Genomic DNA, 24,854 nt, shown 5'->3' with positions numbered 1-24,854 from the left:
CGGACAGCAACCGGGCCGGGGCCGCGCGGCCCCGGCCCGGTCGTCCGTGGAGCGGAGGTCCGGGCGACACCGCTCACCGGGCGCCGGTGCCGATACCCACCACCTCGAAACCGGCGCCGTGCAGGGCGTCGCGGTCCAGCAGATTCCGGCTGTCCACCACCACGGCCCGGGCGGCGGCGGCCTTCAGCCGCGACCAGTCGAGGGCGCGGAATTCGGGCCATTCGGTGAGGATCACGAGCGCGGCGGCCCCGTCGGCGACCAGGTAAGGGTCGGCGACCACCGCGACCGGACTCAGACCGTCGGTGCCGACGGGAACACACGGGTCGAAGGCCGTCACGGTGGCGCCGTGCCGGCACAGTTGCCGTGCCACCGCGACCGCGGGGGAGTCGCGCAGATCTCCGGTCCCGGCTTTGAACGCGAGACCGAGCACGCCGACGCGGGCCCCGGCCAGCGAACCGTCGACCGAGCCGGTGACCGCGCGCCGCACCTTGCGCAGCACCATGGCCTGCTGCCGGTCGTTCGCGCGCACGGCATCGCGCAGGATGGCGAAGTCCACACCCGCCGATTCCGCGGCGCGCAGTAGCGCGTGGGTGTCCTTGGGCAGGCAGGAACCGCCCCAGCCGGGTCCGGGTGCGAGGAAATCCGGCCCGATCCGGTCGTCCAGTCCCATCGCGCCGGTGACCTCGGTGATCTCGGCGCCGACGCGTTCGCACAACTCGGCCAGCGTGTTCACGAACGACAATTTCACCGCCAGGAACGCGTTGCTGGCGTATTTGGCCAGCTCCGCGCCGGCCGTATCGCAGCGCAGGACCGCGGCGCCCGTTCCCGCGTACAGTTCTTCGACCCGGTCGGCGGCTTCCGCGTCCTGCGCCGCGGCGCCGATGACCACGCGGTCGGGGCGCAGGAAATCCTGTACCGCACGGCCCTCCCGCAAGAATTCGGGATTACTCACCACAGCGGTTCCGGCCCGGCCGGGGCGGTCGGCCAGCCGCGCCGCCGTCCCCACCGGCACAGTGGATTTGGTGACCAGGGTGCAGTCCGGCCGCAGGACGGTGGACAGCGTCTCGAGCGCGGTATCGAGCACACCCAGATCGGCCGCTCCGCCGTCGCCGCGGGGGGTCGGCAGGCACAGCAGGACCACCTCGGCCTCGGCCAGCGACTCCGGGTCGGTGGTGAAGAACAGCCGGTCCTCGTCGAGGCCCGCCCGGACCAATTCCGGCAACCCCGGCTCCACGATCGCGACCCGGCCCGCACGAAGTTGTTCGATCTTGCTCGCGTCGTTGTCCAGGCACACCACGTGATGACCCAGGTGGGCCAGGCAGGCGGCGCTGGTGAGCCCCACATATCCGGCACCGACCACACCCACACGACTACCCATGACGGGTCCCCTTTCCGATGACCTCGGCCGCGGCGCCGAGTACGCGTTCGGGTCGCACCATGAGCAACCCGGTGTCCGGACGGTTTCCGTGCGGATCGCCGAGCTGCCCCGCCCACAGCGCGATATGACGCGCCGCGGTGGGCGGCGGGCCCCAGGTGCCCGGCGAGGTGGGACCGAACAGCAGCACCGACGGCGTGCCGAACGCGGTCGCGAGATGCCCGACGCCGGTATCGCCGCAGACGACCAGCGCCGCGCCGGCGACCAGCGCGGCCAGCCCGGCCGTGTCGGTACGGCCCGCGTACACCGCGGAGCCGGGCAGCCCGGCGCGGCCGGCGACCGCCCGGGCCAGCGGCACCTCACCCGGTGAGCCGGTGACCACCACGGGGCGGCCGTCGGCGGCGAGTTCGCGGGCCACGCGCGCGAAACGTTCGGGCGGCCAGCGCCGGGCCGGATAGGCCGCGCCCGGGTGGATCACGACCGCGTCCGGCACAGGTGTGGGCACCGGCGGCGGACGCAGCCGCAGTGCGGTGGGATCGGTGCGGATACCCGCGTACTCCAGCAGCCGGCACCAGCGGTCGACCTCGTGCAGATCGGTACGCCAGGCCGGCCCCGGGCGGTCCGGGAAATCCGGATGGTGATGGGTCAGCAGTGTGTGCGGGCCGGTCGCCGCCAGGTCGCGGATGCTCTCCGGGCCCCGGCCGTGCAGGTTGACCGCCAGCCGCGGCGGTTCGGGCGGCCGGGGCAGCGCTCCCAGCCCGGGCGTCGGCAGCAACTCGTCCACCGCCTCGATGAGATCGACCAGCCCACGCAGTGGTTCCGGCGCGGCCAGCACCAGGCGGTCGTCCGGACGGGCGGCGCGCAACGCCCGGAGCGCGGGTACCGCGGTGAGCAGATCGCCCAGGCCGAGCGCGCGGAGTACGAGAGTGGTGGCGCTCAGGGCCACGACCCCTCTTCCGACGCGCAGACCACGAGTTCGCGGACTTCGCATCCGGGCGGCTGGCCCAGTGCGAACAGCACCGTGTTCGCGACATCCGCCGGCCGGTTCAATTTCGCGTCCGGGGGTGGTTTGTATTTCTCGTCGCGTCCATCGAAGAACGCCGTGTGCATCCCGCCGGGCACGAGCAGGGTCACCCCCACTTCCCCGGCGGTTTCGGCGGCGAGCGCCCGGGTGAAACCGATGACGCCGAATTTCGACGCGCAGTAGGCGGTGGCGTCACTCGCGGCACGGAGACCGAGGGTGGAGGCGCAGGTGACCACCGTGCCCCGGTGTTTCCGCAGCGTGGGCAGCGTCGCGCGGACCACGGCCACCGTGCCGAGCAGGTTGACCTGGATCACCCGTTCCCAATCCTTGGCGGGCACCTGGTCCAGCGGTCCGCAGGCGTCGGTGCCGGCGGCGGTGAAGACACCGTCGATCCGGCCGTCCGCGGTGTCGAGGAGCTCGCGCACCGCATTGTCGGCGGCGGCGGTGTCGGCCAGGTCGGCCCGGACGAAGTCGACTGTCGTCTCGGGCTGGTCCCGGTCGATGACCAGGGGACGGCCCCCGCGCTCGAGTACCGCGGCGGTGACCGCGGCGCCCAGACCGGAGGCGCCGCCGGTGATCAGGATGTTTCCAGGATTTCGCATCGCACTCCTTCGTTCTCGGGTCAGCCGCGGGACCGGGTGACCAGCTGAGTTGTCGAATAGCCACGGACCGTGGGGATCAGCGCTATCTCGCCGCTGTGCTCACGGACGACACCGGCTTCGGGCATATCCGCCTCGGCGTAGTCACCGCCCTTGACCCAGACATCGGGGCGCAGTCGCTCCAGCAGGGCGGCCGGGGAGGCTTCGTCGAAGATCGTGACGGCGTCGACCGAGGCCAATTCGCCGAGCAATCGGGCCCGGTCGCGCGCGGCCACGATCGGGCGGCTCGGTCCCTTCAACCGCCGCACCGAGTCGTCGGAGTTGAGGCAGACGATCAGCGCGTCGCCCATGGCGCGGGCCCGGCGCAGGAGGCTGATATGGCCGGGATGCAGCAGATCGAAACAGCCGCCCGTGGCGACGAGCCGGCCCCCGCGGGCCCGGACGGCCGCCGCCACCTCGAACGCCGATCCGCCGTGCTCGGGGCGAGCGGTGCTCAGGGGTTCGGGTGGGTCGTCGCACGACAGGGCGGCCGCCCCGCCGCCGGCGACGAAGCCGGCGGCCTCGCCCACGGCCCGGCCCACGGCCTCGGCCACCGTCGAGCCCTCCAGCAGGGCCGCCGCCGCGGCCGAGGCGAAGCGATCCCCGGCCCCGCAGGTGTCGTGGGTGGCGGCCCCGAGGCGGGTCTCGCCGGGCACCGGCACCGTGGCCAGCCGCTTACCGTTGGCCAGGACGGCCCCGGCGGAGCCGAGCGTGACGGCGACGGAATCCGCGGTCCACTCGTCGCGGAGCACCTTCGCCAGTTCGTCCGGCTCGGCGTACCCGGGCGCGAACTGCCGCGCCTCGCTCATATTCGGCGAGACGAGCGCGGCACCCGGGACCGGCGCCGGCCCGCGCGGATGCGGATCCCACACCACGGGCACCGTCGGGGCGAGCTCGCTCAGCAGCCGCCGGATCCGGGGATGCGCGGCGACTCCGCGACCGTAGTCGGCGACCAGGATCGCTCCGGCCGCGCGCAGGGCGCGGACGACCGCGGAGTCGAGCGGCCCGGCCTCCGCGGTGCCGTCGCCGGTGTCCAGCCGGACCAGTGACTGGCCGCCCGCGCGGACGCGGGTCTTGCGTACCGTTTCGCCACGCAACACCATCGGTACCACCTCGACCTCCCGGTCGAGCAGCCGCCGCAGGCTGCGCCCGCCCTCGTCGTCCGCCATCGCGGTGACCAGCACGACCTCGGCCGCCGACCGGGCCCCGAGGATCGCGGCCAATCCAGCGCCGCCCGGCCGCAGCCGCCTGCTCCGGACGTCGACCACGGGGACCGGTGCCTCGGGGCACAGCCGGGTCGCGTCGCCGTCGATATCGACATCGAGCAGGCTGTCACCGAGGACGATCAGCGGTTTCACGCCGGAATTCCCAGCGCTTCGTCGAGCGCCGCGCACAGCGTGTGCACCAGCGCGAGATGCACTTCCTGCACGGTGGCGGTGCTCGGTGCCTCCACCGCGATCGCCCGATCACTCAGGGCGGCCAGCGGATTGGGCGCGGGTCCCGTCATGGCCCAGGTGGTGACCCCGATATCGTGTGCGGCTTTCGCGGCCGCCACCACGTTCTGGCTGGTGCCGCTGGTGGACAGCAGGACGAGTACGTCGCCGGTCCGGCCGTGGGCGCGGACCTGCCGGGCGAACAGTTCGTGCCCCCCGTAGTCGTTCACGATGGCGGTCCCCGCGGAGGTGTCGGCGTGCAGCGCGATCGCCGACAGCGGGCGCCGCTCGTGGTGGAAACGGCCGACCAGTTCTCCGGTCAGATGCTGGGCCTCGGCCGCGCTGCCCCCGTTACCGCAGGCGAGCAGCCGGCCGTCGTGGCGGAACACCGTGGCAAGTTCGCGCCCCCACCGATGGATTTCCGGCGCGTGCGCGTCAGCGCGTTGCAGTGCCCGGCACAGAGCCGCGAAATGCTCCTCCATCACGACACACCTCCTGTCTGCAGACCGGCGCACCCGCCTGCGCTGAGTTCTTTCACCGCCAGGACGACGTCGTCCGGGGAAACCGACTCGAGGCACGGATGTCCGGGGATCGGACATTCCCGCGCTCTGCTGTCCCGGCACGGTGCCTCCTGGTCGCCGAGGATCGCCACCGGCACGCCGTAGGGCGCCCACCGGGCCGCGGGGACCACCGGCGCGAACAGGGAGACGACCGGGGTTCCCACGGCCGCGGCCAGATGGGCCGGTCCGGTATTGGGCGCCACCACGACACTCGCGTCGCGCAGTACCGCGGCCAGTTCCGGCAGGGTGGTCGTGCCGCCGAGATCACGAGCGCGATCGCCGGCCACGCGGCCGGTGCACGGGCGATCGGCGGCGGCGCCGGTGACGAGCACGCGGTACCCGGCGTCGGCGAGCGCGGCGACGACCGCCGCCGACCGCGCCGTGGACAACTGGCGAGCCGGGACCGACGCGGCGGGATGCACGACGACATATCCGGGGTCGCCGGTGAGGTGGCCGACGTCCGGTAGCGGACCGCGCACCGCCAAGCGGCCGTCGTCACCCGGCGGGAGCCGGAACCCGGCCGCGGCGGCCAGCGAGAGCGCGCGTTCGGCCTCGGGCGGGTCGCCGCTGACGCGGTGCCGCAGATCCAGCAGTGAACCCGGGTAGTCCTCGGAGATCGCGCCGATCCAGCGGACCCCGGCCATCCGCAGTACCAGCGCGAGCGGTAGCGGCGATTGGTGGAACGAGGTGAGGATCAAGGCGCGATCGAATCGCAGGCCGCGCAGTTCCGCGACGAAGGCGTCGATGCCGGTCGCGGTCACCGCCGGGGGTTCTGGATCGATCCAGGGCGCGCACCAGGTCAGCACGCGGTCGACACCGGGCAGCAGGTCGGCGCCCGCGCGCCCGCGTGGGCCGGCCAGCAGCGTCACCGATTCGGCGTGTGCCGCGACCGCGCGAATACACGGCCCCGCCAGCAGGACATCGCCGACGTTGTCCATCCGCGCCACCAGGACCCGGCCCGTCACAGCGGCCCCGCCATCGCCATCCGGACCGCTTCGGTGAGATCCGGCGCGACCATCGCCGCGGCCCGCGCGTGCCGTACCTCCTCGGGGCGGGTCCGCGCTGTGGGTACGAGGACGGCCCGGGCCCCGGCCGACAGCGCGGCGGCCACATCGGCGCCGGTATCGCCGATCAGTACACAGCGGTCGATATCGACCCCGAGTTCGGCCGCGGCGCGCCGCACCATACCCGGCGCGGGTTTGCGGCAGACACAACCGTCGTCTTCGCCGTGTACACAGACCTGCCAGGTGCCGAACGGCCCGAGCAATTCCTCGACCCGGTCGTTGACCGCGGCCAGCTGGCCCGGACTGATCAGTCCGCGCGCGACACCGGACTGATTGCTGACCACACCCAGCTGGATTCCGGCCGCCCGGACCAGACGCAGGGCGTCGGCGGCGCCCGGCACCGGCCGCACCCCGGCGGGGTCGGCGAGGTAGGGGATATCCACGATCAGGGTGTCGTCGCGATCGAACAGCAGAGCGTGCGGGGCGGGATGGGTCGCGCGGCGATGACGCAGTTCGCCGCGCGCCCGATGCCAGCACGCGGCCGGGGGGATGAGTGCGCTGGTGACCACCATCCGCGCGATCTCGCGCGGAGTGCGCGGGCCGGGCAGGATGCGCCGGAGCGCGAACTCGCCGGTGAGCGCGGCCCATGCCGCGGCACAGGCCGTCGCCGCTCGGGGTCGGCCGGTCACGCCGAATGCCAGGGCCGCCGCGCCCGTCGCCGTGGTGAGCGCGTGCCGGGGTAGCAGACCGCGCCGTTCGCCGACGCGCCGCCGCCAGTGCGCGCCGTATTTGCGCCGCATCAGGGCGTTGTCGGCGTTGCCGCGTTGGGCCCGCACGCTGGCCAGCGGACCGGAGACGCGAACCGGGTGAACGGTGACCCGCTGCCCGGACGCGATGGCGTAACCGGCGAGACAGACCCGTAGCGCGAGATCGGCATCCTCGCGGTAGGCCCGGGGAAATCGTTCGTCGAAACCGTCCACCGCGAGCAGCGCGGACCGCCGATAGGCCATATCCGCGGTGATCCACCGGGCGGTGGCCAGCCCCGCGGTGCCGCGTTCGTCGTCGGTCGGACGACGGTGTGCCGGCAGCGGGACCTCGATACGGGCGGTACACGCGGCGGTGTCCGGGGACAGCCCGAGCAGGTCCGCGGCCAGGCGGTCCGGCCAATCGGGAGCGACCAGGACATCGTCGTCGAGGAAAGCGATCCAGGACCCCGTGGCGTGCCGCCACCCGGCGTTGCGCGCGGCCGCCGGTCCACGCCCGCCCGACCGGACGACCCGGACCGGTGCGCCGCCGCGAGGCAGTGCGAGTTCGTCGCCCTCGCGCCGGTCGTCCACCACCACGATCTCCCGGGGTCGCGGCCCGGTCGCGGTCTCCAGGGCTGCCAGCAGCAGCCGGAGACTGTCCCGGCCCGTGGTCGGCACGACGATGCTGTAGTCGAGGCGGTTCACCGGCGACGCACCAGGAACGGACCGATGGCCAGCACATCGATCGGGGCGGAACCGAAACATTCCAGCGCGTCGCGCGGGGAATCGACCATCGGACGGCCCGCGGTGTTCAGACTGGTGTTGACGACCACCGGCACGCCGGTGCGGCGGTCGAATTCGGTGAGCATACGGGCCGTCAGGGGGTCGTCCGCCGGGTCGACGGTCTGGACTCGCGCGGTGCCGTCCACATGGGTCACCGCCGGGATCCGGTCCTGCCAGTCCGGCGCCACATCGTGCACGAAAAGCATGTACGGGCTGGGTAGCGGTCCGCGGCCGAAGATCTCGGCCGCCCGGTCCGCCCGCACCATCGGCGCCACCGGCCGGAACTGTTCCCGGCCCTTCACATCGTTGAGGCGTTCCAGGTTCGCCGCCCGGCCGGGATGCGCGAGCAGCGACCGGTACCCGAGGGCCCGCGGACCGTATTCGGCCCGTCCCTGGAACCAGGCGACCACCTGATCGGCCGCGAGCGCCGCCGCGACCTCGGCCGCCACATCCGCCGGCCTGGTGTACCGGAGGTTCGCCGTCCGCAGGACGGATTCCAGTTCCGCGTCGGTCCACTCGCGCCCCAGGTCGGCGCGGCGCATCGGCCCGGCCCGCTCCCCGAACTCGGCTGCCAGTTGCAGTGCGGCCCCCAGTGCGGTGCCCGCGTCACCCGAGGCCGGCTGGACCCAGATCCGTTCGAACGGCCCTTCGGCGTGCAGGCGGGTGTTGGCGACGCAGTTGAGGGCGATACCGCCGGCCAGGGTGAGATCCTGCTGCCCGGTCTGATCGTGCAGCCACCCGGTCAGCTCCAGCAGCACCTCCTCGAGTCGCCGCTGCGCACTGGCGGTGAGATCGGCGTGGTCAGGGCCGAGCCGTCCGCCGGTCACCGCCGGGGCGTACCGCGCCCAGTCCACCGGTTCGGTCCGGAATCCGCCGTCGCCGGTGGTGTACACGAGTTCCCGGAATTCGTCGAGGAAGCGCGGCGTGCCGTAGGAGGCCAGCGCCATCACCTTGTACTCGTCGCTCGAGCGGGCGAAACCCAGGTGTTCGGTGAGGTCCTCGTACATCAGGCCGAGTGAATGCGGCAGCCGCTGGGCGGCGTGTTCGACGAATTTGCCGTCCCGGTATTCCCCGGCGAGATAGGAACTGCTCTCACCGCGTCCGTCGGCTACCAGGACCGCGGTATCGCCGAACGGGGCCGCCAGCGCCGCGGAGGCGGCATGGGCGATATGGTGCCGGACGAAGCGCACGATCGAGGGGTCGAGGCCGGGGAGCGCGGCACGCAGGAAGGCCGGCGCCCGCCGCGCGTAGTCGGTACGGAGCTCCTCGCTCGACGGGTCGAGACCGCCGAGCGAATGGTCCACCAGCGCGGGGTCGTAGGAGTAGCCCACCGCGTCGAGCTGATCGGGCCGTAGACCCGCGCGCTCGAGACACCAGGCCGCGGCCTGCTCCGGCATCTCCCAGGCCGCGAACGGCACCGGCCGTTTGCCGTGCTTGCGCCGGGTGAACCGTTCCTCCTCCGCGGCGGCGACGATCTCGCCGTCCACGACGAGCGCGGCCGCGGGGTCGTGGAATATCGCGTTGACACCGAGAATACGCACCGGGCCGCCTTTCCTGTGGGGTCACGGGCTCGTACCGCGAGATCGTCTACGCGCTACCCGTGGAATTCACCGCCAAACCGGTCTGCCGTTTCGTTACCGGGCGCGGCGAGCCGTCCACCGGCGTGGTCCGCTCCGCGAACCAGTCGATCGTGCGGCGCAGTCCCTCGCTCCGCTCGACCATGGGTCGCCAGCCGAGAGCGTGCCGGGCCAGGGAGATATCCGGGCAGCGACGCTGCGGATCGTCGATGGCACCGTCGATGTATTCCAGCGCGGAGCGGCTCCCGGCCGCCGCGCGGATCTCCTCGGCCAGCGACCGTACCGAGAGTTCGCGGGGATTGCCGATATTCACCGGTCCCGGATGACCACTGCGCGCCAGCGCGAGCAGTCCACGCACCGTGTCCTCGACGTAACACAGCGACCGGGTCTGCTCGCCGGTGCCCGCCACGGTCAACGGTGCGCCGGCCAGCGCCTGGGCGATGAACGTGGGCACCATGCGGCCGTCGTCCGCCCGCATCCGCGGGCCGTAGGTGTTGAAGATCCGGGCGATTCCCGAATCCACTCCGCGCTCCCGGCGGTACGCCATGGTCAATGCCTCGGCATACCGCTTCGCCTCGTCGTAGACGCTGCGCGGCCCCACCGGATTGACATGGCCCCAGTAGCCCTCGGGTTGGGGGTGGACTCCCGGGTCGCCGTACACTTCGCTGGTGGACGCGAGCACGAACCGGGCGCCACAGCGCTGGGCGAGCTCGAGCGCGTGGTCGGTCCCGAGGGAACCGGCCCGCAACGTCTCGATCGGCAGCCGCAGATAATCGGGCGGCGAGGCGGCCGACGCGAGATGGAACACGACATCGAACCGGCCGAGCCCGGAAAACGATTCGGTCACGTCGTGCCGCACGAGGGCGAAGCCGGGCCGGTCCACCAGTCCGGCGATATCGTCCGGTTCGGAAGTGACGAAATTGTCGAGCGCGACCACGGAGGTGCCCGCGTCGAGCAATTGTTCGCACAGGTGCGACCCGACGAAGCCGGCGCCGCCGGTGACCAGCGCCCGCTGGAACGACCCGGTCCGGCGCGCGTCCCGGCCGGCTTCCGGATCCGGAGTGAACGCCGTCATCGGGCCTCCTCCCGGCCGGGTTCGCTGCCTATCGCCGCGGCGACCACCCGCCGGTAGGCGCGCAACGTTTCCGCGGTGATCCGCTCCCACGAATAACGCGCCCGCACCCGGTCGCGCCCGGCGCGTCCGAAATCCGCCCTGGTCCGCGGCGCGTCCAGCAGGCCGCCGATCGCGTCGGCCAGTTCGCCGGGTTCCCGCGGTGTCACCAGCCTGCCGGTGACACCGTCGACGACGGTGTCGGTGAGCCCGCCCACCGCGGCGGCCACCACGGGCACCCCACAGGCCATGGCTTCCAGCGGGGTGATGCCGAAAGGTTCGTACCAGGGGGTGCACACGGCCACATCCGCCGATCTCAGCAGCGGCGGCATCTCCGTCCGCGGTACCTGACCCAGCAGGTGCACCCGGTCGGCCACGCCGAGTTCGCCGGCCAGCGCCGAGAGCCGTTGTGCTTCGGGGTTGTCGGTGAGCCGCCCGTCGTCGGGTCCGCCGACCAGGACGAGTTCGGTATCGCGCAGCCGCGCCACCGCGGTGATCGCGATATCGAAACCCTTGCGCGGCACCAGTCGTCCCACACTGACGATCCGGTGCCGCGCCGACCGGTCGGCGCGCGGACCGTCCGGAGTGAACCGGTCGAGATCCACGCCGCACGGGATCACCGAGGTGCGGGCCCGTGGCAGTCCCATCCGGACCAGTTCGAACACCTCGTCGGTACAGGTGGCGATCACGCGGTCGGCCCGATCGGCGATACCCTGTTCCAGCCCCACCCGCGCCGGCGGACTGGTATCGGCGCCGCCCTGGTAGCGGCGTTTGACCACGCCGAGCGCGTGAAAGGTCTGCAGCACCGGGATGCCCAGCGTGGGTGCGGCCGCGAGCGTCGCGAGACCGGACATCCAGAAATGGGCGTGCGCCACATCGGGTTGCTCCCGCTGCCAGTCCTGCCGGAGGAACTCCCCGAATTCGTCCATGAACGGGAGCAGTTGGTCCTTCGGCAGTATCTCCGGCGGGCCGGCCGGCACCCGGGTCACGCGATATCCCTGGTCGGTGCGCACGGTGGTGGGTGCGGCGGCCTCTTCGCGCCGGGTGTAGACGGTGACATCGTGTCCGCGCCGGGACATTCCGGCGGCGAGTTCGGCGACATGGACATTCTGGCCACCGGCGTCGACGCCGCCGAGCGCGGCCAGCGGGCTGGCGTGTTCGGACACCATCGCGATTTTCATGGTTCCGCCTTTCCGATCCGGCGCGCGGTCTATTCGGTGATCTCGGCGAGCAGACCGTCCCAGCGGCGCAGGAAGGTGTCGAGACCGTAGTGCTCCAGTGCGTACTGCCGTCCCGATTTCCCGGCGAGCACCGCCAGATCGGGTTCGTGGAGGAATTCGTGGAATCGCGCGATGAGCGCCGCGATATCGGTGGACAGCGCACCCGCCTCCGGGGGGACCGCGCGGACCGCCTCGGTGGTCGCCAGGGCGACCACCGGCATCCCGAGCTGCATGGCTTCGAGCAGGGACAGGCCGAGCGAGGTCCAGCGCGCCGTGTGCAGGTAGACGCGCCGGCGCGCCATCTCCCGGTGGAGGGAGGCCTGGTCGAGATCGGCGATACCCCGGACAGGATGCGCGGTAGGGATTTCGGTGCCGAATCCGGTGGCACCGATACCGTACAGATCGATCGGACCGGCCCTGGCGAAGGCCGGCAGCAGATCGGTCCCGGTGATCCGCCCTCGCCGGAGCGGTTCGTTGATCAGGGCGACGCCGTGCGGGATCTCTCCGGTGTAACGTGCGCCCGGATCGACGATGCCGTGTGCGACGACCCGGGTGGGCGCGTGACCGTTGTCCCACATCAGTTCGTTGAAATGCGTGACGTGGACCAGCGGGATATCGGCGCGGTCGGCCAGTGGATGCCGGGTGGTGGCCGCGTGCGGGCGCGGTGTGTTGTGCTCGACGTACACCGCCGGGATGTCGATACCCGGGCGGCGGCCGAGCCAGCGTTCGACCAGACCGATCTCCTCGGGTCGCTGTAACACCACGACATCGGGGGCGGTCTCGCGCAGTTCCCCGGCCGGGATCTCCCGGGCCGACGGCCAGTCGCGCCCGCACCGGCCCCGGCCCCACGGCCCGCCGCCGTCCACCACCGGCAGCAGGTAGCGATGTCTCCCCCGGACGAACGAGCCGGTCCACGAGCCGTGCACGTGCCAGACCAGAATGTCGAGCCGGTTCGCCGTGTCCGCCATGCGCTAGCTCTTACCTGTTCGAGCCGGTTCAAACAGGAGCGTGCGTAAGGGAGGCATCTACCGGGCGGCTCGGCGTGTCGACTCGCCGAGCCGGGTTTGAATCGCCGGTGCCGGGCAAAGCGCGCCGGTATGAGCCGATCGAGCACAGTCACAGAACCCCCGCGGTCGTCGGTGACCGAGACGATCGAGATCCGTGATCCCGCCACCGGCGCCACTGTCGGCACAGTGCCCGTGACCGGGGCCGCCGAACTCGACCGGCGGGTCGCCTCGGCCCGCCGGGCGCGGTCCGGGTGGGCGCGTACCCCGGTCGCCGAACGTGCCGCCGCATTACGGGCGAGTGCCGCCCTGGTGCGCGAAAACCTCGCGGAACTCGCCGCCACCGCCGAAGCCGAAACCGGTCGCCCGCGCGCCGAGGGGGCCGAAGGCGTGGCGGCCGGCGCCGCGACGCTCGAGCAGTATGCCGAGCTGGGTCCGGTGCACCGCGGAAAGAGTCTGCAGGGGGATGCCGACGCGACCGACTTCATGGTGTGGGAGCCGCGCGGTGTCGTCGTCGCGCTGACGCCGTGGAACGATCCGGTCGCGGTGTCGTGCGGACTGCTCGGCGCCGCCCTGGTCACCGGCAACACGGTGGTGTACAAGCCGAGCGAGCGGGCCCCACACACCGGGGCGCTGCTGGGCGACCTGCTGGCCCGCGCGCTCCCGGCGGGAGTGCTGGAGACGGTCCAGGGCCACGGCGCCGTCGGTGCCGCGCTGGCCGCCCGGGCCGATGTGGATGTCGTGGCGCATGTCGGCAGCACCGCGACCGGGCGGTCGATCGCCCGGAGTACGGCCGCGACCGGCGCGAAGGCATTGCTGGAGAACGGCGGTAACGACGCGCTGGTGGTCGACGCCGGGGTGGACCCCGGATGGGCCGCCGAGCAGGCCGCGCTCGGCGCCTTCGCGAACTCGGGCCAGATCTGTGTGTCGGTCGAGCGGATCTTCGTCCACGAGGCGATCGCGGAGCCGTTCCTGGCCGCGCTGGTGGCGGCAGCCGAGTCGCGGACCGCCGCGCCGCTGGTCGACCGGCGCCATCGCGACCTGGTCCACGCCCAGGTGGACGAGGCGGTCGCCGCCGGCGCCGAGTGCCGTACGGGCGGTGCCGTGCCCGACGGCGCCGGGGCGCACTACCCGGCCACCGTGCTGGCCGGCTGTACCCCCGAGATGCGCGTCATGCGCGAGGAAACCTTCGGGCCGGTCGCGCCGGTCCGCGTGGTCGCATCCTTCGACCAGGGACTCGCCGAAGCGGCCCACGACGACTACGGACTGGCCGCGACGGTACTCACCTCGTCGATGTCGCATGCCCAGCGTGCCTGGCGGGAACTGCCGGTGGGCACGGTGAAGATCAACGCGGTATTCGGCGGTGCGCCGGGCGGCGCGGCGCATCCCCGCGGCGCCAGCGGGACCGGCTACGGGTACGGACCCGAACTGCTGGACGAGATGACGCAGACCAAGGTCGTCCACCTGAACTCCGCGCCCCGGTGAATCCGGTGGCCGCCGCCGCGCGGAAGATCCCCACGGCGCCGCCCGGCCCGGCGGAGCGGGCGCCGGCCACGCGGGTGCTGGTGACCGGCTGGTCCAGCTTCGTGCACGGCGAGGCGACGGCCGGGGATGTGCTCAGCATGCGCCACGTGAGCGAGCGCCTCACCGCCGCCGGGATCCCGCACGATACGGCCTGGAGCCCGCGGTTCCGGGCCGAGGCGTTGCATTTGGACGAGGCCGATGCCGACCGCTACTCGCATCTCGTCTTCGTCTGCGGGCCCATCCACGGCGACCAGGTCCGCGCGTTGCACGAACGGTACGCGGAGTGCCGGCGGATCGCCGTCGGCGTCACCGTCGTGGACCCTGCCGACGCGGCGGTCACCGGCTTTCACCGGGTACTGGCCCGCGACGATCGCAGCACCAGCCGGCCCGATCTCTCCGTATCGGCGACCACGGCCGGGGTCGCGGTCGCGGGCGTGGTGCTCGCGCCCGGGCAGACCGAATACGGTGACGCGCGCCGGCATCGCCCGGTGCACGAGGCGCTCGGGCGCTGGCTGGCCGGCCTCGACTGTGCCCGGGTGCCGCTCGATACGCGCCTGGCCACCGACGACTGGCAGCACTGCGCCACGCCCGACCAGCTCGCCTCGGTCTTCTCCCGCCTCGACGCCGTCGTCACCACCCGGCTGCACGGCCTGGTGTTCGGGCTGCGTGCCGGGACCCCGGTGCTGGCGGTGGATCCCGTTGCGGGTGGCGGGAAGGTCTCGGCCCAGGCGGCAGCGCTGGGCTGGCCCGCGCTCGTGGCCGCGGAACGGGCCGCGGATCCGGACACTCTGGACCACTGGTGGACCTGGTGCCTGTCGCCACCCGGGCGGGAGCGGGCGAGGCGCCGGAATCTGCCTGCGGCCGACGCACTGACCGGCGAGCTGCTGAGCGAGTTGCTCGGGGGAGGACCGGTATGAGCCTGCCCGGTGACACCCCGAAGACCACGGTCGTGATCGCGACCCGCAATCGTGCCGGTGAGCTGGCGCGTACTCTCACCGAATTGTGCGCGCTGCGACCGCGTCCGCCGATCGTGGTGCTGGACAACGCCTCCGACGACGACACCACCGGGCGAGCCCAGAGCTTCCCGGGGGTGCAGGTCATCCGGCTGCACCGCAATCTCGGGGCGGCGGCGCGCAATCTCGGCGTCGCCGTCGCCCGGACCCCGTATATCGCGTTCAGCGACGACGATTCGTGGTGGGCCGGTGACGCGCTCACCGAAGCCGAGCGGGTACTCGACCGGTGCCCGCGGCTCGGCCTCGTCGCCGGGCGCACGCTGGTGGGGGGCGACCACCGGGACGATCCGGTCAACGAGCGGATGGCGGCCAGCCCGCTGGGACATGCCGCCGAACTGCCCGGTCCCTCGGTGCTCGGCTTCCTCGCCTGCGCCGCGATCGTGCGCCGGGACGCGTACCGGGAGGCCGCCGGATTCAGTACGCTCCTGCATTTCGGTGCCGAAGAACGTTTGCTGGCACTGGACCTGGCGACGCACGGCTGGCACCTCTGCTATGTGCCCGCGGTGCGGGCCCATCACCATCCCTCGACATGTCGTCCTCCGCCGGCCTGGCGCCGCCGGGCCGAACAGCGCAACAACGCGTTGATCACCTGGATGCGGCGTCCGATACGGCAGTGCGCGGCCGAAACCGCCCGGTTGCTCGGCCGGGCCGCACGCGATCCCGGGGCGCTGCTGGCGATGGCGGGGGTGGCCCGCCGGCTGCCGTGGGCGCTGGCGCAGCGGCGCCGGCTGCCGCCGGAGGTGGAGAGCCGGGCCAGGATTCTCGAACTCGCCGAGGGAAGGACGTGAGCCGATGGCCACCGAGCGGATGACGGTCGTCATCATCACCCGCGACCGACGCACCCAACTGCTGGAAACGCTGGCGCATATGACCACCCTGCCCGACGCGGCACCGATCGTGCTGGTGGACAACGCGTCCTCCGACGGCACCGCGGACGCGGTGGCGGCGCGGTTCCCCTCGGTCGAACTCATCCGCGCTTCCGAGAATCTCGGCGCGGTGGCCCGGAATATCGCGGTCCGGCGGGCGCGCACACCGTACGTGGCGTTCTGCGACGACGATACGCAGTGGCAGCCGGGCGCACTGAGCCGCGCCGCGGACCTGCTCGACGAATACCCGGGCCTGGGCTCGGTAACCGGTCGCTGCCTCGTCGCGCCCGATCTACGCGAGGACCCGATCACACCGGAACTGCGTGATTCCCCGGTCGCCGGCCCGGAGTGGCTACCGGGGCCGGCCCTGCTCGGCATCATGGCGGGGCTGTCCGCCTTCCGGGTGAGCGCGTTCACCGAGGTAGGCGGCTTCTCGCCGCGGCTGTGGTTCGGCGGGGAGGAGGAACTGCTCGCCCTGGACCTCGCGGCCCACGGCTGGTGGATGTGCTGGATCCCGGACATGGTGATCCACCACGCCCCGTCCGGGAAAAGGGATTCGACGCGCCGCCGCGGGCTCGGGATCCGCAACACACTGTGGACGCTGTGGTTGCGCCGCCCGATACGCAGCGCCGCCCGCCGGACCGCGGTGGTGCTCGGTTCCGCTCCGGCCGACCGGGCGACCGCCGCGGCCGTGCTGGAGACATTGCGCGGACTGCCCTGGGTGCTGCGGGAGCGCAAGGTCGTGCCGCCGCGGGTGGAGGAAGGTCTCGTCCGGCTGGAGGAGTCGCAACGCCGATCCCCGGCTCGCCGCTATGTGGGCTGAGGTCCGGGCCCCGGGGGTCTCAACGGCGCACGAGCCGCAGCGGTGCGAGGTGACGCCCGGGCTTGCGCCCGAGACCGCCCAGGATGAGGCGCTCTTCGGGCGCCGCCGCACGGACCGGGGGTCCCTGCGTCCACCACTCGTCCAGCGGGGTCAGTCCCGGCTCCACCAGGTCCAGCGCACCGAAGAGCTCGCGGATGCTCTCCGGGCTCCGGTACCGCCCCGAGCCGAATTCCTGTGCGACATGGGCCTGTTCGAGCTCGCGGGCCAGCTCGTGGAGTTCGGGACGACCGGGGCCGGGGTCGCAGTAGTGCGTGATCGCCACGTACGAACCGGCCGGGAGCAGGTCGATGTACCGGGACACGATGCCCGCCGGATCGTCGTCGTCGCCGAGGTGGTGTAGTACCGCGCCCAGCAGGACCGCGACCGGCTGCCGCAGGTTCAGGTAGTGTGCCGCCTTCGCCACTGTCGCTGCGGGATCGGTGAGATCGCCGGGTAGGTAATGGGTGTTCTGGTGCGTTCCAGCATCGCCCGGCCGTGGGCCACGCAGAGCGGATCGTTGTCGACGTACACGAATTCCGCGTCGCCGCGCCCGCATTCCTGCGCGACGACATGGAGGGGATCGCGGGTGGGCAGTCCGGCGCCCAGATCCAGGAACTGCCGGACACCGGCGCCCTCGGCCAGCGATCGCACGGCGCGGGTGAGCCAGCGCCGGTTCACGATGTGGACATCGCCCTGCCGGGGCGCTATTCGCCGGATCCGTTCGAAGGCGGAACGATCCACCTCGTAGTTGTCCTTCCCGCCCAGACTGTAGTCGTAGACGCGGGGGATGCTGGGCCGGTCGGTGTCCGCGCCGACCGGCCGAACACCGAGCGAGAGGGCGGTATCGATCGTCATCGCGCCTCCATCACATACCGAACGGTCGCCCCCGAGGGGCCCTTTCGAATGTAACACGGCAACAGTATTTATGGTTGTGTTGCCAACGGCGACTGATGATTACACCGTTGCCGGCGTCGACGCGCGGCCCCGTATCGTGGGGCTTGTCAACCGCGAGCGCGGCCACGATAGTCGGACACCATGGCAACGAAAACCAACGCGCGGCGACTTCGCCGAACGCTGACCATATTTTTCGCCGGGCTGGCACTTGCGGTGACCGGCACACCGGCCGCCTCCGCCCTTCCCGGCCATCCGGCTCCCGCCGGTGTTGCGGCGACCCCGATCGACTCGGGATCGTCGTCCGGATCCGGCTATCTCCTGGAAGCGGTACTCAACGCCCTGTGCGCACTGACCGGCTCGAAGCCGACCTGCTGGAGTGACGCGCCGACACTGTGACGCCGCGGGGATGTCCCGGGGCGGCCGGCCCTCCGCCGCACCGCGACCGGCACGGATGTTCGGACACCGGTGGCCGGGCGCCCCCATCTGGGGCCGGGACCCGGCGCTGCCGCCGGGGCGTAACACTGGAGAGGTGTCCATCAAAACGCTGTCGTCCAGAGTCGTCTACCGGAACCCGTGGCTGTCGCTGCGGGAGGACCGGATCGAGCGCGCGGACGGTTCGCCCGGGCTCTACTCGGTGATCGACAAACCCGATTTCGCGCTCGTCATCCCCTGGGAGAACGACGGTTTCCACCTCGTGGAGCAGTACCGCTATCCCGTACGGGCCCGGTCGTGGGAGTTCCCGTCCGGCGCCTTCCCGGAGGGGGTCACCGGCAGCCCGGAGGAGCTGGCCGCGGCCGAACTCGCCGAGGAGACGGGGTTCACGGCGGGCCGGCTGGAGCGGCTCGGGCGGTTGCACTGCGCGAACGCGATGACGGGGGAGGGCTGTCACGTCTTCCTCGCCACCGAGCTGACGCCCGGCGAACCGAACCGGGAATCCACCGAGCAGGATATGCGCCAGCGGTGGTTCCCCGCGTCGGAGGTGGAGGCCATGCTGCGCGCCGGGGTGCTCACCGACGGTCCGTCCATGGCCGCCTACCTGCTGCTGAAACTTCGCGAGTAGCCGCGGCGGGGCCGGCCACCGGCCGGACGACCCACCAGGCGACGGCGGTCCATATCGATGCCAGCAGGACCGAGCCGAGGAGGTCGGTGGGGTGGTGCGCGCCCGCGTACAGTCGCTGCCCCGCCACCAGGGCGGGGATCAGGAACAGTGCGGCGGCGAGCAGCCGGTAGGGCCGGCGGCGGGTGGAAGACCACAGCAGTGCGGCGCTGCCCGCGTAGAGGGTCAGCGACGCGGCGACGTGGCCGGAGGGGAAGCTCGCGGTCGGTGGCAGTTCGGGATCCAGCGGGGTGACGTCGGGACGCGGGCGGTCGACGATCGCGGCGGTGGCGAGGAACAATGTGATCTCGCCCAGCAGCGCGACTCCGAGGAACAGCACGGGCCGGCGGCTGCGGAGCACGGCCACCGCGAGTACGGCGATGATCAGGGCGACGGTGACAACCGCGGTGGTGTTGCCGAGTTCGCCGAACACGTCGAGCACGGTGGTGAGAGCGGGCCCGCGATGGGTGGCCAGCGCGGCGACGGCACCGTGATCCCATCGGGCGAGCGGGTTGCCGGTTCCGGCGGCGCGCACCAGTGTGCCCATCCCGATGAGCAGTCCGGCGAGTAGGACCCATGCGACCGCGAGTTCGCCGAGCCCGCGCCACGGGTGGGGCATCGTGGGAGCGTGCCGCTCCGGGACCGGCCGCAGGTCGTCGCGGTCGTCCGCCGCCACGTCTCCGGGTAGCGGACCGGTGGCGCCGAGTCCGGCGTCACCACGCCAGCGGTGGAACGCGACGGTGACCGCGGCGAGCCACAACGACCCGAGCAGCCAGCCGGCGAGGACATCGGTGAGGTAGTGCACACCCAGCGCTACCCGGCTGAGCCCGACAGCCGCCACGAGAAGGACAGCGCATACCGAGACCACGCGCCGGGCTTTCGTGTGCAGGACGGGCGCGAAAACCAGGAGGAGAATGCCGTAACACACCAGGGAGCTCATGGCGTGCCCGCTGGGAAAACTCCATCCGTCCGTGTGGTGGACCGGGGTGCCCACCACGGGCCGTAACCGCGCGACGAGCTCTTTGACGACGGGGTTGAGGATCAACCCGCCCGCACCGGTGAGTACGACGAGGACGGCCAGGCGCGGGAGACGGCGCAGGAGCAGCCACACCACACCCACGGCGAGGACCCCGACCAGCGTGAGCGTCGCGCCGAACTCGGTGACGGCCATGACGATATCGCGCAGGACCGAGTGTTCGGCGAGGACGGCGGTCACCCGGTCGGCGACCGCCTGATCCGCGTCCTGCAACGGTTGCCATCGCACGCGGACCAGCGCGGTGAGCACTCCGAAGCCGAGGCCGGCGCTCATCGTGGCGAGTAATGCCGCGGCGCTGCGGACGGCGAACCGTTCGGTGGCGACCCGGGACCGAGCCGGGCCGCCGGGCTGCTCCGCGCCGGTTACGGCTTTTCCGTCGTGCCGGTCGACAGACGACACAACACCTCCCGCTGTCGAGTGACGTCCCGGTCCGGCCGCGGATCGTGCGGCCGGGCACCGGAACTGTTCGGATGTAGTCGGTTGTCCGGGAATGCCCCGAACCCGGCGTCGCAATCCGTTCGGTGCCGGTGAGGGTGGGTCGGGCGGTGTCCCGCGGCGCGGTTCCTCGGTGCCGGTGCTTGTCGGGGCTGTCGGAAATGCGCCGATCGGCATTATGTTCTCTCCGGAGGGTCGGCGGTCGCACCGTCGCTCGGAAAGGAACATCATGCGTCACGCTGTGCGCGGCGGAATCCTCGTCCTGGTCCTGGTAGCGGCGCCCGTCGCCACCGCGACCGCGTCTGCGGCGGGACCGCTCGAGCCGACTCGGGCGGCGGAGCCCGCGAGTGCCCGTGCGGCCGGTGCGGTATGCACCATGCAGTATCCGCCGACCCTGCGGTGTCTGCTCGCCTCGCTGTCGGCGGCGTGATCCGGCCGGCCGGCGGCTCGGCGGTGTGTCCGGCAGCGGCCCACTCAGGAGATGTCGATATCGGCGTAGACGGCGGCGTGGTCGGAGGCGGCGTGCACCTTGCTGGTCATCGTGTCGAAATGGGGGAACAGGGTGCCGTGGGTGCCGCCCCAGACGCCTTTGCGGAAGATGCCGCCGCCCGTGGTGCGCTCGAACAGGCTCGGTGACAGCAGCAGGTAGTCGATCTTGTTGTTCTTCGTGCCGTTGCCGAAGGTGCCGGGGCAGTCCTCGTCGGGATCACCGTCGTCGAAGTCGGGTGCCGCCGCGATATCGGTCAGGTCGGTATCGGCGAGCAGGGGCTGCAGCGGGGCGCTGTCGGGGGTGTCGTTGAAGTCGCCCAGGACCGCGATGTGCTCGGCGCCGTCGTCGCGTCGTTGCCGGTAGATACGGGCGACCTCCTCGGCTTGCCGGCGGCGGCGCTTGTCGCTGGTGGCCTGATCGCGGCCGAATTTGCTCTTCAAGTGGTTCACCAGGACCAGTAGCGACTCTCCCGCCAGGCCGCTGTCCTCGGGAAGGTCGAACCGGTATTCGGGGCAGTCGCGGCTGAAGATCCGGTTGTCGAACGGTCCGTCGTCCACATGCGAGCGGATATCGTGTATCGGGTACTGGTCCTTGGCGAGTATCCCGACGTCGATCCCGCGGCTGTCGTTACCGTCGATCAACATCACTCGCGGGTAGCGCGGCCCGTGGCCGGGAGAACAGGTTCTCGGTGTTGTACGCGGCGATCCGCAGGTGCTCGGTCGGCATGGCGGGGCTCCTTCCGGTTCTGGTGGCTCACCGCCGGATTCGGGAGAGCGGGAGCGGGCGTTCGGTACCCGCCCGGCCCGCCGGCGACGAGGACGGGTTCGATCGGGGATGGGGCAGGGAAGTCATTCGCCGGCCTCCGCGGCGAAGGCGAGCAGATAGGCGCGGACCGCTTCGGTGGCTCCGGCGACGTCGTCGAGGAATTCGCGGCGGTGTTCCAGGCCGGGCACTCCGCGGTAGTCGGTGACGACCGCGATCACTGTGTGCGGGGGCTGTGATTCGAGCCGCACCAGGCACAGGCCGTACGGCGATGGGCGCGACCTCATCGGTCCAGCGTCGCGCACCGGGTGTCACCGGTGCGTTGCGGTGTGGCCGGCGCCGGCCGAGCGGGGCCGGGCAGTGTCCCGTGATGGTGGTCGAATCGGTATCCGGGGTCGCGAGCGCTGTGACGGGCCGGTGACGGGTGCGAATTATTCTCTTCTGCTATCACGAACGAACAGTGAGCTGAGGCCATGGACACTCTGAGCCGGCGGAGTGGCCCGAAAAGCGTCGCTTCGTATCTGCATTTGTTCGGCGGACCGTACGTCACGGTCGGCGGAGAACATCGTGAGGTCGCCGAGGGCGGTAAACGACTCCTGGCGCTGCTGGCCTTGCGTCCGGGCCGGGTGGAGCGCTGCCACGCGGCCGGGCTGCTGTGGCCCGGTGTCGGCGAGCGGCGGGCCTCGGGGAACCTGCGGTCGGCGCTGTGGCGGTTGCGCGCGGCGGGGCTGGACCTGGTGGCCGCCGACCAGGTCTCGGTGATGCTGCGCGCCGAGGTAGGGGTCGATGTGCAGGAGGTGAGTGCGTGGGCGCGCCGGCTGATCCTGGGCTCGGCCGGGGCGGGGGACCTGGTACTCGACCCGTGTATCGATGCCGCGCTCGATCTGCTGCCGGGCTGGTACGACGATTGGGCGCTCTTCGAACGAGAACGTTTGCGGCATCGGGTGCTGCACGCCCTGGAGAACCTCAGCAGGCAACTGTGCACCCGGGGCCGGTGCGCCGAGGGCGTCGAGGCGGCGCTGCTCGCGGTCGGAGCCGACCCGATCCGCGAAAGCGCCCAGCGGGCGCTGATCGAGGCGCACCTGTCCGAGGGCAATGTCGGGGAGGCACGACAGGCGTACGCCGCCTTCCATCGGTTGATCCAGCGGGAGCTCGGCGTACCGCCGTCACCCCAGCTGACCGGGCTGCTCACCCGGCCGGTACCCGCCGGCGGAAACCGCGTGCTCGACCGCCGCGGTGACGGCAGCGTGACACCCACCTGCGCAGACTGCGGTGACACCGGACTTGCGCGGCCGACTCCTCAGGCGGGTGGATCATGAATCTTCGCGGACCGATCCGTGCGGCGTGGCTGGACCAGATCCGCGCCGCAGCCACACGGTATTTGGCGACCGAGACCAGGCGCGCGGATATCGAGCAGCGCCGCAAGAGGAAGGACAGCCCGGTCGTCGATGCCCCGGAGCAGATCAGCGCCCGGGCGCAACGGCTCGCGGTCACCGGTGAGATGCCGGTCGCGGCCATGATCGAAGCCGGGCGGACCGAGCCCGCCGATCGGATCACCACCCTGGAGCGGATCATCGGTGCCGGCAACGAACTGCAACCGGCCAATTTCCTGGCCCGCGGTGCGCGGACGGCGGCCTCGGTGGCGCGGATCTCGCGTCGCAGCAACGGTCGCGAGATCCCGCAGGGCACCGGGTTCCTGGTCTCGCCGAGACTGCTGTTGACCAACAACCACGTCCTTCCCGACCGGGACACCGTGGAGCAGGCGCTCGTCGAATTCGGGGTCGAGGCGACGGTCGACAACGAACCGTGCCTGCCGCTGCGGTTCCGGCTGGACCCCGACTTCTTCGTCACCGACGAGCACCTCGACTTCACGCTGGTACCCGTCCGTCCGGGGGCCGACGGCAGGCCGCCCGCGGAAATCGTCGGCTGGTGGAACCATCTGGTCGCGGATCAGGGCAAGATCGTCGTCGGCGAGGCCATGAACATCATCGGTCACCCGATGGGCCGGCTCAAGGAGATCGGTATCCGCAGCAACCAGCTCGATCTCCAGCTCGAGCATTTCCTGCACTATTCGACCGATACCGAACCGGGCAACTCCGGATCCCCGGTCTTCAACGACCAGTGGGAGGTCGTCGCGCTGCATCACTCCGGGGTGCCGCGCACCGACGAGCAAGGGCGGATGCTGCGCCGCGACGGCACCCTGTGGAGCCAGGACGACGGCGACGACGCGATCGCCTGGACCGCCAACGAGGGGGTGCGCATCAGTGTCATCCTCGCCTATCTGGCCGGGTTGCCGCGGTCCGCGCGCCACCGGGAGTACTTCGCCGAACTCGGGCCTGATTCCGGGCTCGCCGACGGAGCGCCGGTCACCGTCTCGGCACCCGTCGAGGAACGCACCGCGGCCCCGGCTCCGGCGCCGCAGGCGGACGCGGGACCACGTCGCGGACTGCCGGCCCGCCCGGACGCCTTCGGCGGCACCCGGCACCTGCTGTTCCTGCACGGCCGCAGCCAGCACGGTCGCGATCCCGAACTGCTGCGCCGCGAGTGGACCGCCGGGCTCAACAAGGGGCTCACCCTCGCCGGGCTCGCTCCGCGGGATCCGGCCGAGGTGTACTTCCCCTTCTACGGGGACCGGCTGGCCGCGTTGCTGACATCGCCCGGAACAGCGGAGCTGGCGCCCGAGACCATGGCCGTCGATCACGCCCTGGCCATGGCGCCGGCCGCACCCCCGGCCCGCGACCTCTACGAACAGATCCTGCGGGACGCGGCCGTGGACGCGGGACTGCCCGAGGACGAGCAGCCGCCGCACCCCGCCGAACCGGAAGGCCTGGGCGCGCTGGGCAGCGTGCTCGTCAGCAGACTGCAGCGCCAGCTGAGCTGGCTCGCCGCCCGCAGCGATCTGGACGACCTCGTGATCGCCCAGGTCTTCCGGGACGTCGCCACCTATCTCGCCGACGAACCGACCCGCCGCGCCGTCCTCGACTGCGTCCTGGAAACCGTCCCCGAATCGGGACAGCTCACCCTGGTGAGCCACAGTCTGGGTACCGCGGTCGCCATGGACCTGCTCACCGTGTTGCGGCCCGAGGTCGACGTCACCGTCCTCGTCACCCTCGGCAGTCCGCTCGGACTGGACGCGGTCAACGGCAAACTCCTGGTCCGCGGCCCGCACCGGCCGGAACAGGTCGGCGACTGGCTCAATGCCTGGGCGGCGGTCGACCCGATCACCATCGGCTGCCCGCTACGGCACGCCTGGAAAGGCCAGTTGCGCGAGATCCCGGTCGACAATCCCCGGGAACGCGCGCACAGCATCGCCGAATACCTCGCCCATCCGGCCGTCGCGCAGGCCGTCCACAGCGGTATCGCCGCGACGTGAGGGGCCGGAACAGTCGCGGGAGAGGAGG

Annotated in this window: 23 protein-coding genes and 1 pseudogene; 9 read left to right on the top strand and 15 right to left on the bottom strand. The window is 71.8% G+C overall.

The window, feature by feature from the left end:
- Positions 1–73: 73 nt before the first annotated feature.
- From ABZV91_RS08700 to ABZV91_RS08650, 11 genes are read right to left on the bottom strand one after another with little or no spacing between them, the layout of a single operon-like run.
- Complete coding sequence (locus tag ABZV91_RS08700) at positions 74–1,378, bottom strand: UDP-glucose/GDP-mannose dehydrogenase family protein (protein WP_355237568.1); 1,305 nt, start codon at positions 1,376–1,378, stop codon at positions 74–76.
- A complete protein-coding gene (locus ABZV91_RS08695) occupies positions 1,371–2,321 on the bottom strand; it encodes a glycosyltransferase family 9 protein (protein WP_355237565.1) in 951 nt (316 codons plus the stop codon). The genes ABZV91_RS08700 and ABZV91_RS08695 overlap by 8 nt, the downstream gene beginning before the upstream one ends.
- The gene (locus ABZV91_RS08690; protein WP_355237562.1) at positions 2,312–3,001 is read right to left on the bottom strand and encodes an SDR family oxidoreductase; all 690 of its coding nucleotides are present in this window, start codon (positions 2,999–3,001) and stop codon (positions 2,312–2,314) included. Before ABZV91_RS08690 ends, ABZV91_RS08695 begins: the two co-directional genes overlap by 10 nt.
- Positions 3,002–3,021: 20 nt before the next feature.
- Complete coding sequence (locus ABZV91_RS08685; RefSeq protein ID WP_355237559.1) at positions 3,022–4,395, bottom strand: PfkB family carbohydrate kinase; 1,374 nt, start codon at positions 4,393–4,395, stop codon at positions 3,022–3,024.
- On the bottom strand, positions 4,392–4,955 hold the full coding sequence (locus ABZV91_RS08680; protein WP_355237556.1) for an SIS domain-containing protein: 564 nt from the start codon (positions 4,953–4,955) through the stop codon (positions 4,392–4,394). The genes ABZV91_RS08685 and ABZV91_RS08680 overlap by 4 nt, the downstream gene beginning before the upstream one ends.
- A complete protein-coding gene (locus tag ABZV91_RS08675) occupies positions 4,952–5,995 on the bottom strand; it encodes a glycosyltransferase family 9 protein (RefSeq protein WP_355237553.1) in 1,044 nt (347 codons plus the stop codon). The genes ABZV91_RS08680 and ABZV91_RS08675 overlap by 4 nt, the downstream gene beginning before the upstream one ends.
- On the bottom strand, positions 5,992–7,485 hold the full coding sequence (locus ABZV91_RS08670) for an HAD-IIIA family hydrolase (protein WP_355237551.1): 1,494 nt from the start codon (positions 7,483–7,485) through the stop codon (positions 5,992–5,994). Before ABZV91_RS08670 ends, ABZV91_RS08675 begins: the two co-directional genes overlap by 4 nt.
- The gene (locus tag ABZV91_RS08665) at positions 7,482–9,104 is read right to left on the bottom strand and encodes a carbamoyltransferase C-terminal domain-containing protein (protein ID WP_355237548.1); all 1,623 of its coding nucleotides are present in this window, start codon (positions 9,102–9,104) and stop codon (positions 7,482–7,484) included. Before ABZV91_RS08665 ends, ABZV91_RS08670 begins: the two co-directional genes overlap by 4 nt.
- A gap of 46 nt (positions 9,105–9,150) precedes the next feature.
- Positions 9,151–10,215 carry a UDP-glucuronic acid decarboxylase family protein gene (locus tag ABZV91_RS08660; RefSeq protein ID WP_355237545.1) on the bottom strand — a complete coding sequence of 355 codons (1,065 nt, stop codon included), beginning with the start codon at positions 10,213–10,215 and terminating at the stop codon, positions 9,151–9,153.
- Complete coding sequence (locus tag ABZV91_RS08655) at positions 10,212–11,432, bottom strand: glycosyltransferase (protein WP_355237542.1); 1,221 nt, start codon at positions 11,430–11,432, stop codon at positions 10,212–10,214. Before ABZV91_RS08655 ends, ABZV91_RS08660 begins: the two co-directional genes overlap by 4 nt.
- 29 nt (positions 11,433–11,461) lie before the next feature.
- On the bottom strand, positions 11,462–12,439 hold the full coding sequence (locus tag ABZV91_RS08650; protein WP_355237539.1) for a glycosyltransferase: 978 nt from the start codon (positions 12,437–12,439) through the stop codon (positions 11,462–11,464).
- Positions 12,440–12,568: 129 nt separating this feature from the next.
- Between ABZV91_RS08650 and ABZV91_RS08645 the strand changes: the two genes are divergently transcribed.
- From ABZV91_RS08645 to ABZV91_RS08630, 4 genes are read left to right on the top strand one after another with little or no spacing between them, the layout of a single operon-like run.
- Positions 12,569–13,960, top strand: coding sequence for an aldehyde dehydrogenase family protein (locus ABZV91_RS08645; RefSeq protein ID WP_355237537.1), 1,392 nt, complete (start codon positions 12,569–12,571; stop codon positions 13,958–13,960).
- A gap of 5 nt (positions 13,961–13,965) precedes the next feature.
- Positions 13,966–14,916, top strand: a complete 951-nt coding sequence (locus ABZV91_RS08640; RefSeq protein ID WP_355237534.1) for a polysaccharide pyruvyl transferase family protein — start codon at positions 13,966–13,968, stop codon at positions 14,914–14,916.
- Complete coding sequence (locus ABZV91_RS08635; RefSeq protein ID WP_355237531.1) at positions 14,913–15,800, top strand: glycosyltransferase family 2 protein; 888 nt, start codon at positions 14,913–14,915, stop codon at positions 15,798–15,800. The genes ABZV91_RS08640 and ABZV91_RS08635 overlap by 4 nt, the downstream gene beginning before the upstream one ends.
- Positions 15,801–15,804: 4 nt before the next feature.
- Entirely contained in the window at positions 15,805–16,701 is an 897-nt protein-coding gene (locus ABZV91_RS08630; RefSeq protein WP_355237529.1) for a glycosyltransferase, read from the top strand.
- A gap of 19 nt (positions 16,702–16,720) precedes the next feature.
- Here the strand turns inward: ABZV91_RS08630 and ABZV91_RS08625 are convergent.
- Positions 16,721–17,595, bottom strand: a pseudogene (locus tag ABZV91_RS08625) (SAM-dependent methyltransferase).
- A gap of 180 nt (positions 17,596–17,775) precedes the next feature.
- Here ABZV91_RS08625 and ABZV91_RS08620 point away from each other — a divergent pair.
- Together ABZV91_RS08620 and ABZV91_RS08615 are read left to right on the top strand one after the other, a co-directional pair.
- Positions 17,776–18,030, top strand: coding sequence for a hypothetical protein (locus ABZV91_RS08620; RefSeq protein ID WP_355237526.1), 255 nt, complete (start codon positions 17,776–17,778; stop codon positions 18,028–18,030).
- Positions 18,031–18,163: 133 nt separating this feature from the next.
- Positions 18,164–18,694 (top strand): NUDIX hydrolase, encoded by a 531-nt coding sequence (locus ABZV91_RS08615; protein WP_355237524.1) that lies wholly within the window; start codon positions 18,164–18,166, stop codon positions 18,692–18,694.
- Here ABZV91_RS08615 and ABZV91_RS08610 read toward each other — a convergent pair.
- Entirely contained in the window at positions 18,642–20,165 is a 1,524-nt protein-coding gene (locus tag ABZV91_RS08610) for a phosphatase PAP2 family protein (protein WP_355237521.1), read from the bottom strand. The two genes, ABZV91_RS08615 and ABZV91_RS08610, sit on opposite strands and share 53 nt — an antisense overlap.
- 265 nt (positions 20,166–20,430) lie before the next feature.
- Between ABZV91_RS08610 and ABZV91_RS08605 the strand changes: the two genes are divergently transcribed.
- Entirely contained in the window at positions 20,431–20,631 is a 201-nt protein-coding gene (locus ABZV91_RS08605; RefSeq protein WP_355237518.1) for a hypothetical protein, read from the top strand.
- A 44-nt stretch (positions 20,632–20,675) separates the two neighbouring features.
- Here the strand turns inward: ABZV91_RS08605 and ABZV91_RS08600 are convergent, their stop codons facing one another.
- Positions 20,676–21,335, bottom strand: coding sequence for an endonuclease/exonuclease/phosphatase family protein (locus tag ABZV91_RS08600; RefSeq protein ID WP_355237515.1), 660 nt, complete (start codon positions 21,333–21,335; stop codon positions 20,676–20,678).
- Between the two features lie 204 nt (positions 21,336–21,539).
- Positions 21,540–21,740 (bottom strand): hypothetical protein, encoded by a 201-nt coding sequence (locus ABZV91_RS08595; RefSeq protein ID WP_355237512.1) that lies wholly within the window; start codon positions 21,738–21,740, stop codon positions 21,540–21,542.
- Positions 21,741–21,926: 186 nt separating this feature from the next.
- Between ABZV91_RS08595 and ABZV91_RS08590 the strand changes: the two genes are divergently transcribed.
- Complete coding sequence (locus tag ABZV91_RS08590; protein ID WP_355237509.1) at positions 21,927–22,772, top strand: BTAD domain-containing putative transcriptional regulator; 846 nt, start codon at positions 21,927–21,929, stop codon at positions 22,770–22,772.
- Complete coding sequence (locus ABZV91_RS08585; protein ID WP_355237507.1) at positions 22,769–24,826, top strand: serine protease; 2,058 nt, start codon at positions 22,769–22,771, stop codon at positions 24,824–24,826. The genes ABZV91_RS08590 and ABZV91_RS08585 overlap by 4 nt, the downstream gene beginning before the upstream one ends.
- The last annotated feature ends 28 nt before the right edge of the window (positions 24,827–24,854 follow it).

Origin of the sequence: Nocardia sp. NPDC004568 (assembly GCF_040609955.1) — a bacterium.
Lineage (GTDB): Bacteria > Actinomycetota > Actinomycetes > Mycobacteriales > Mycobacteriaceae > Nocardia.
This window is presented reverse-complemented; position numbering and strand designations above follow the sequence as displayed.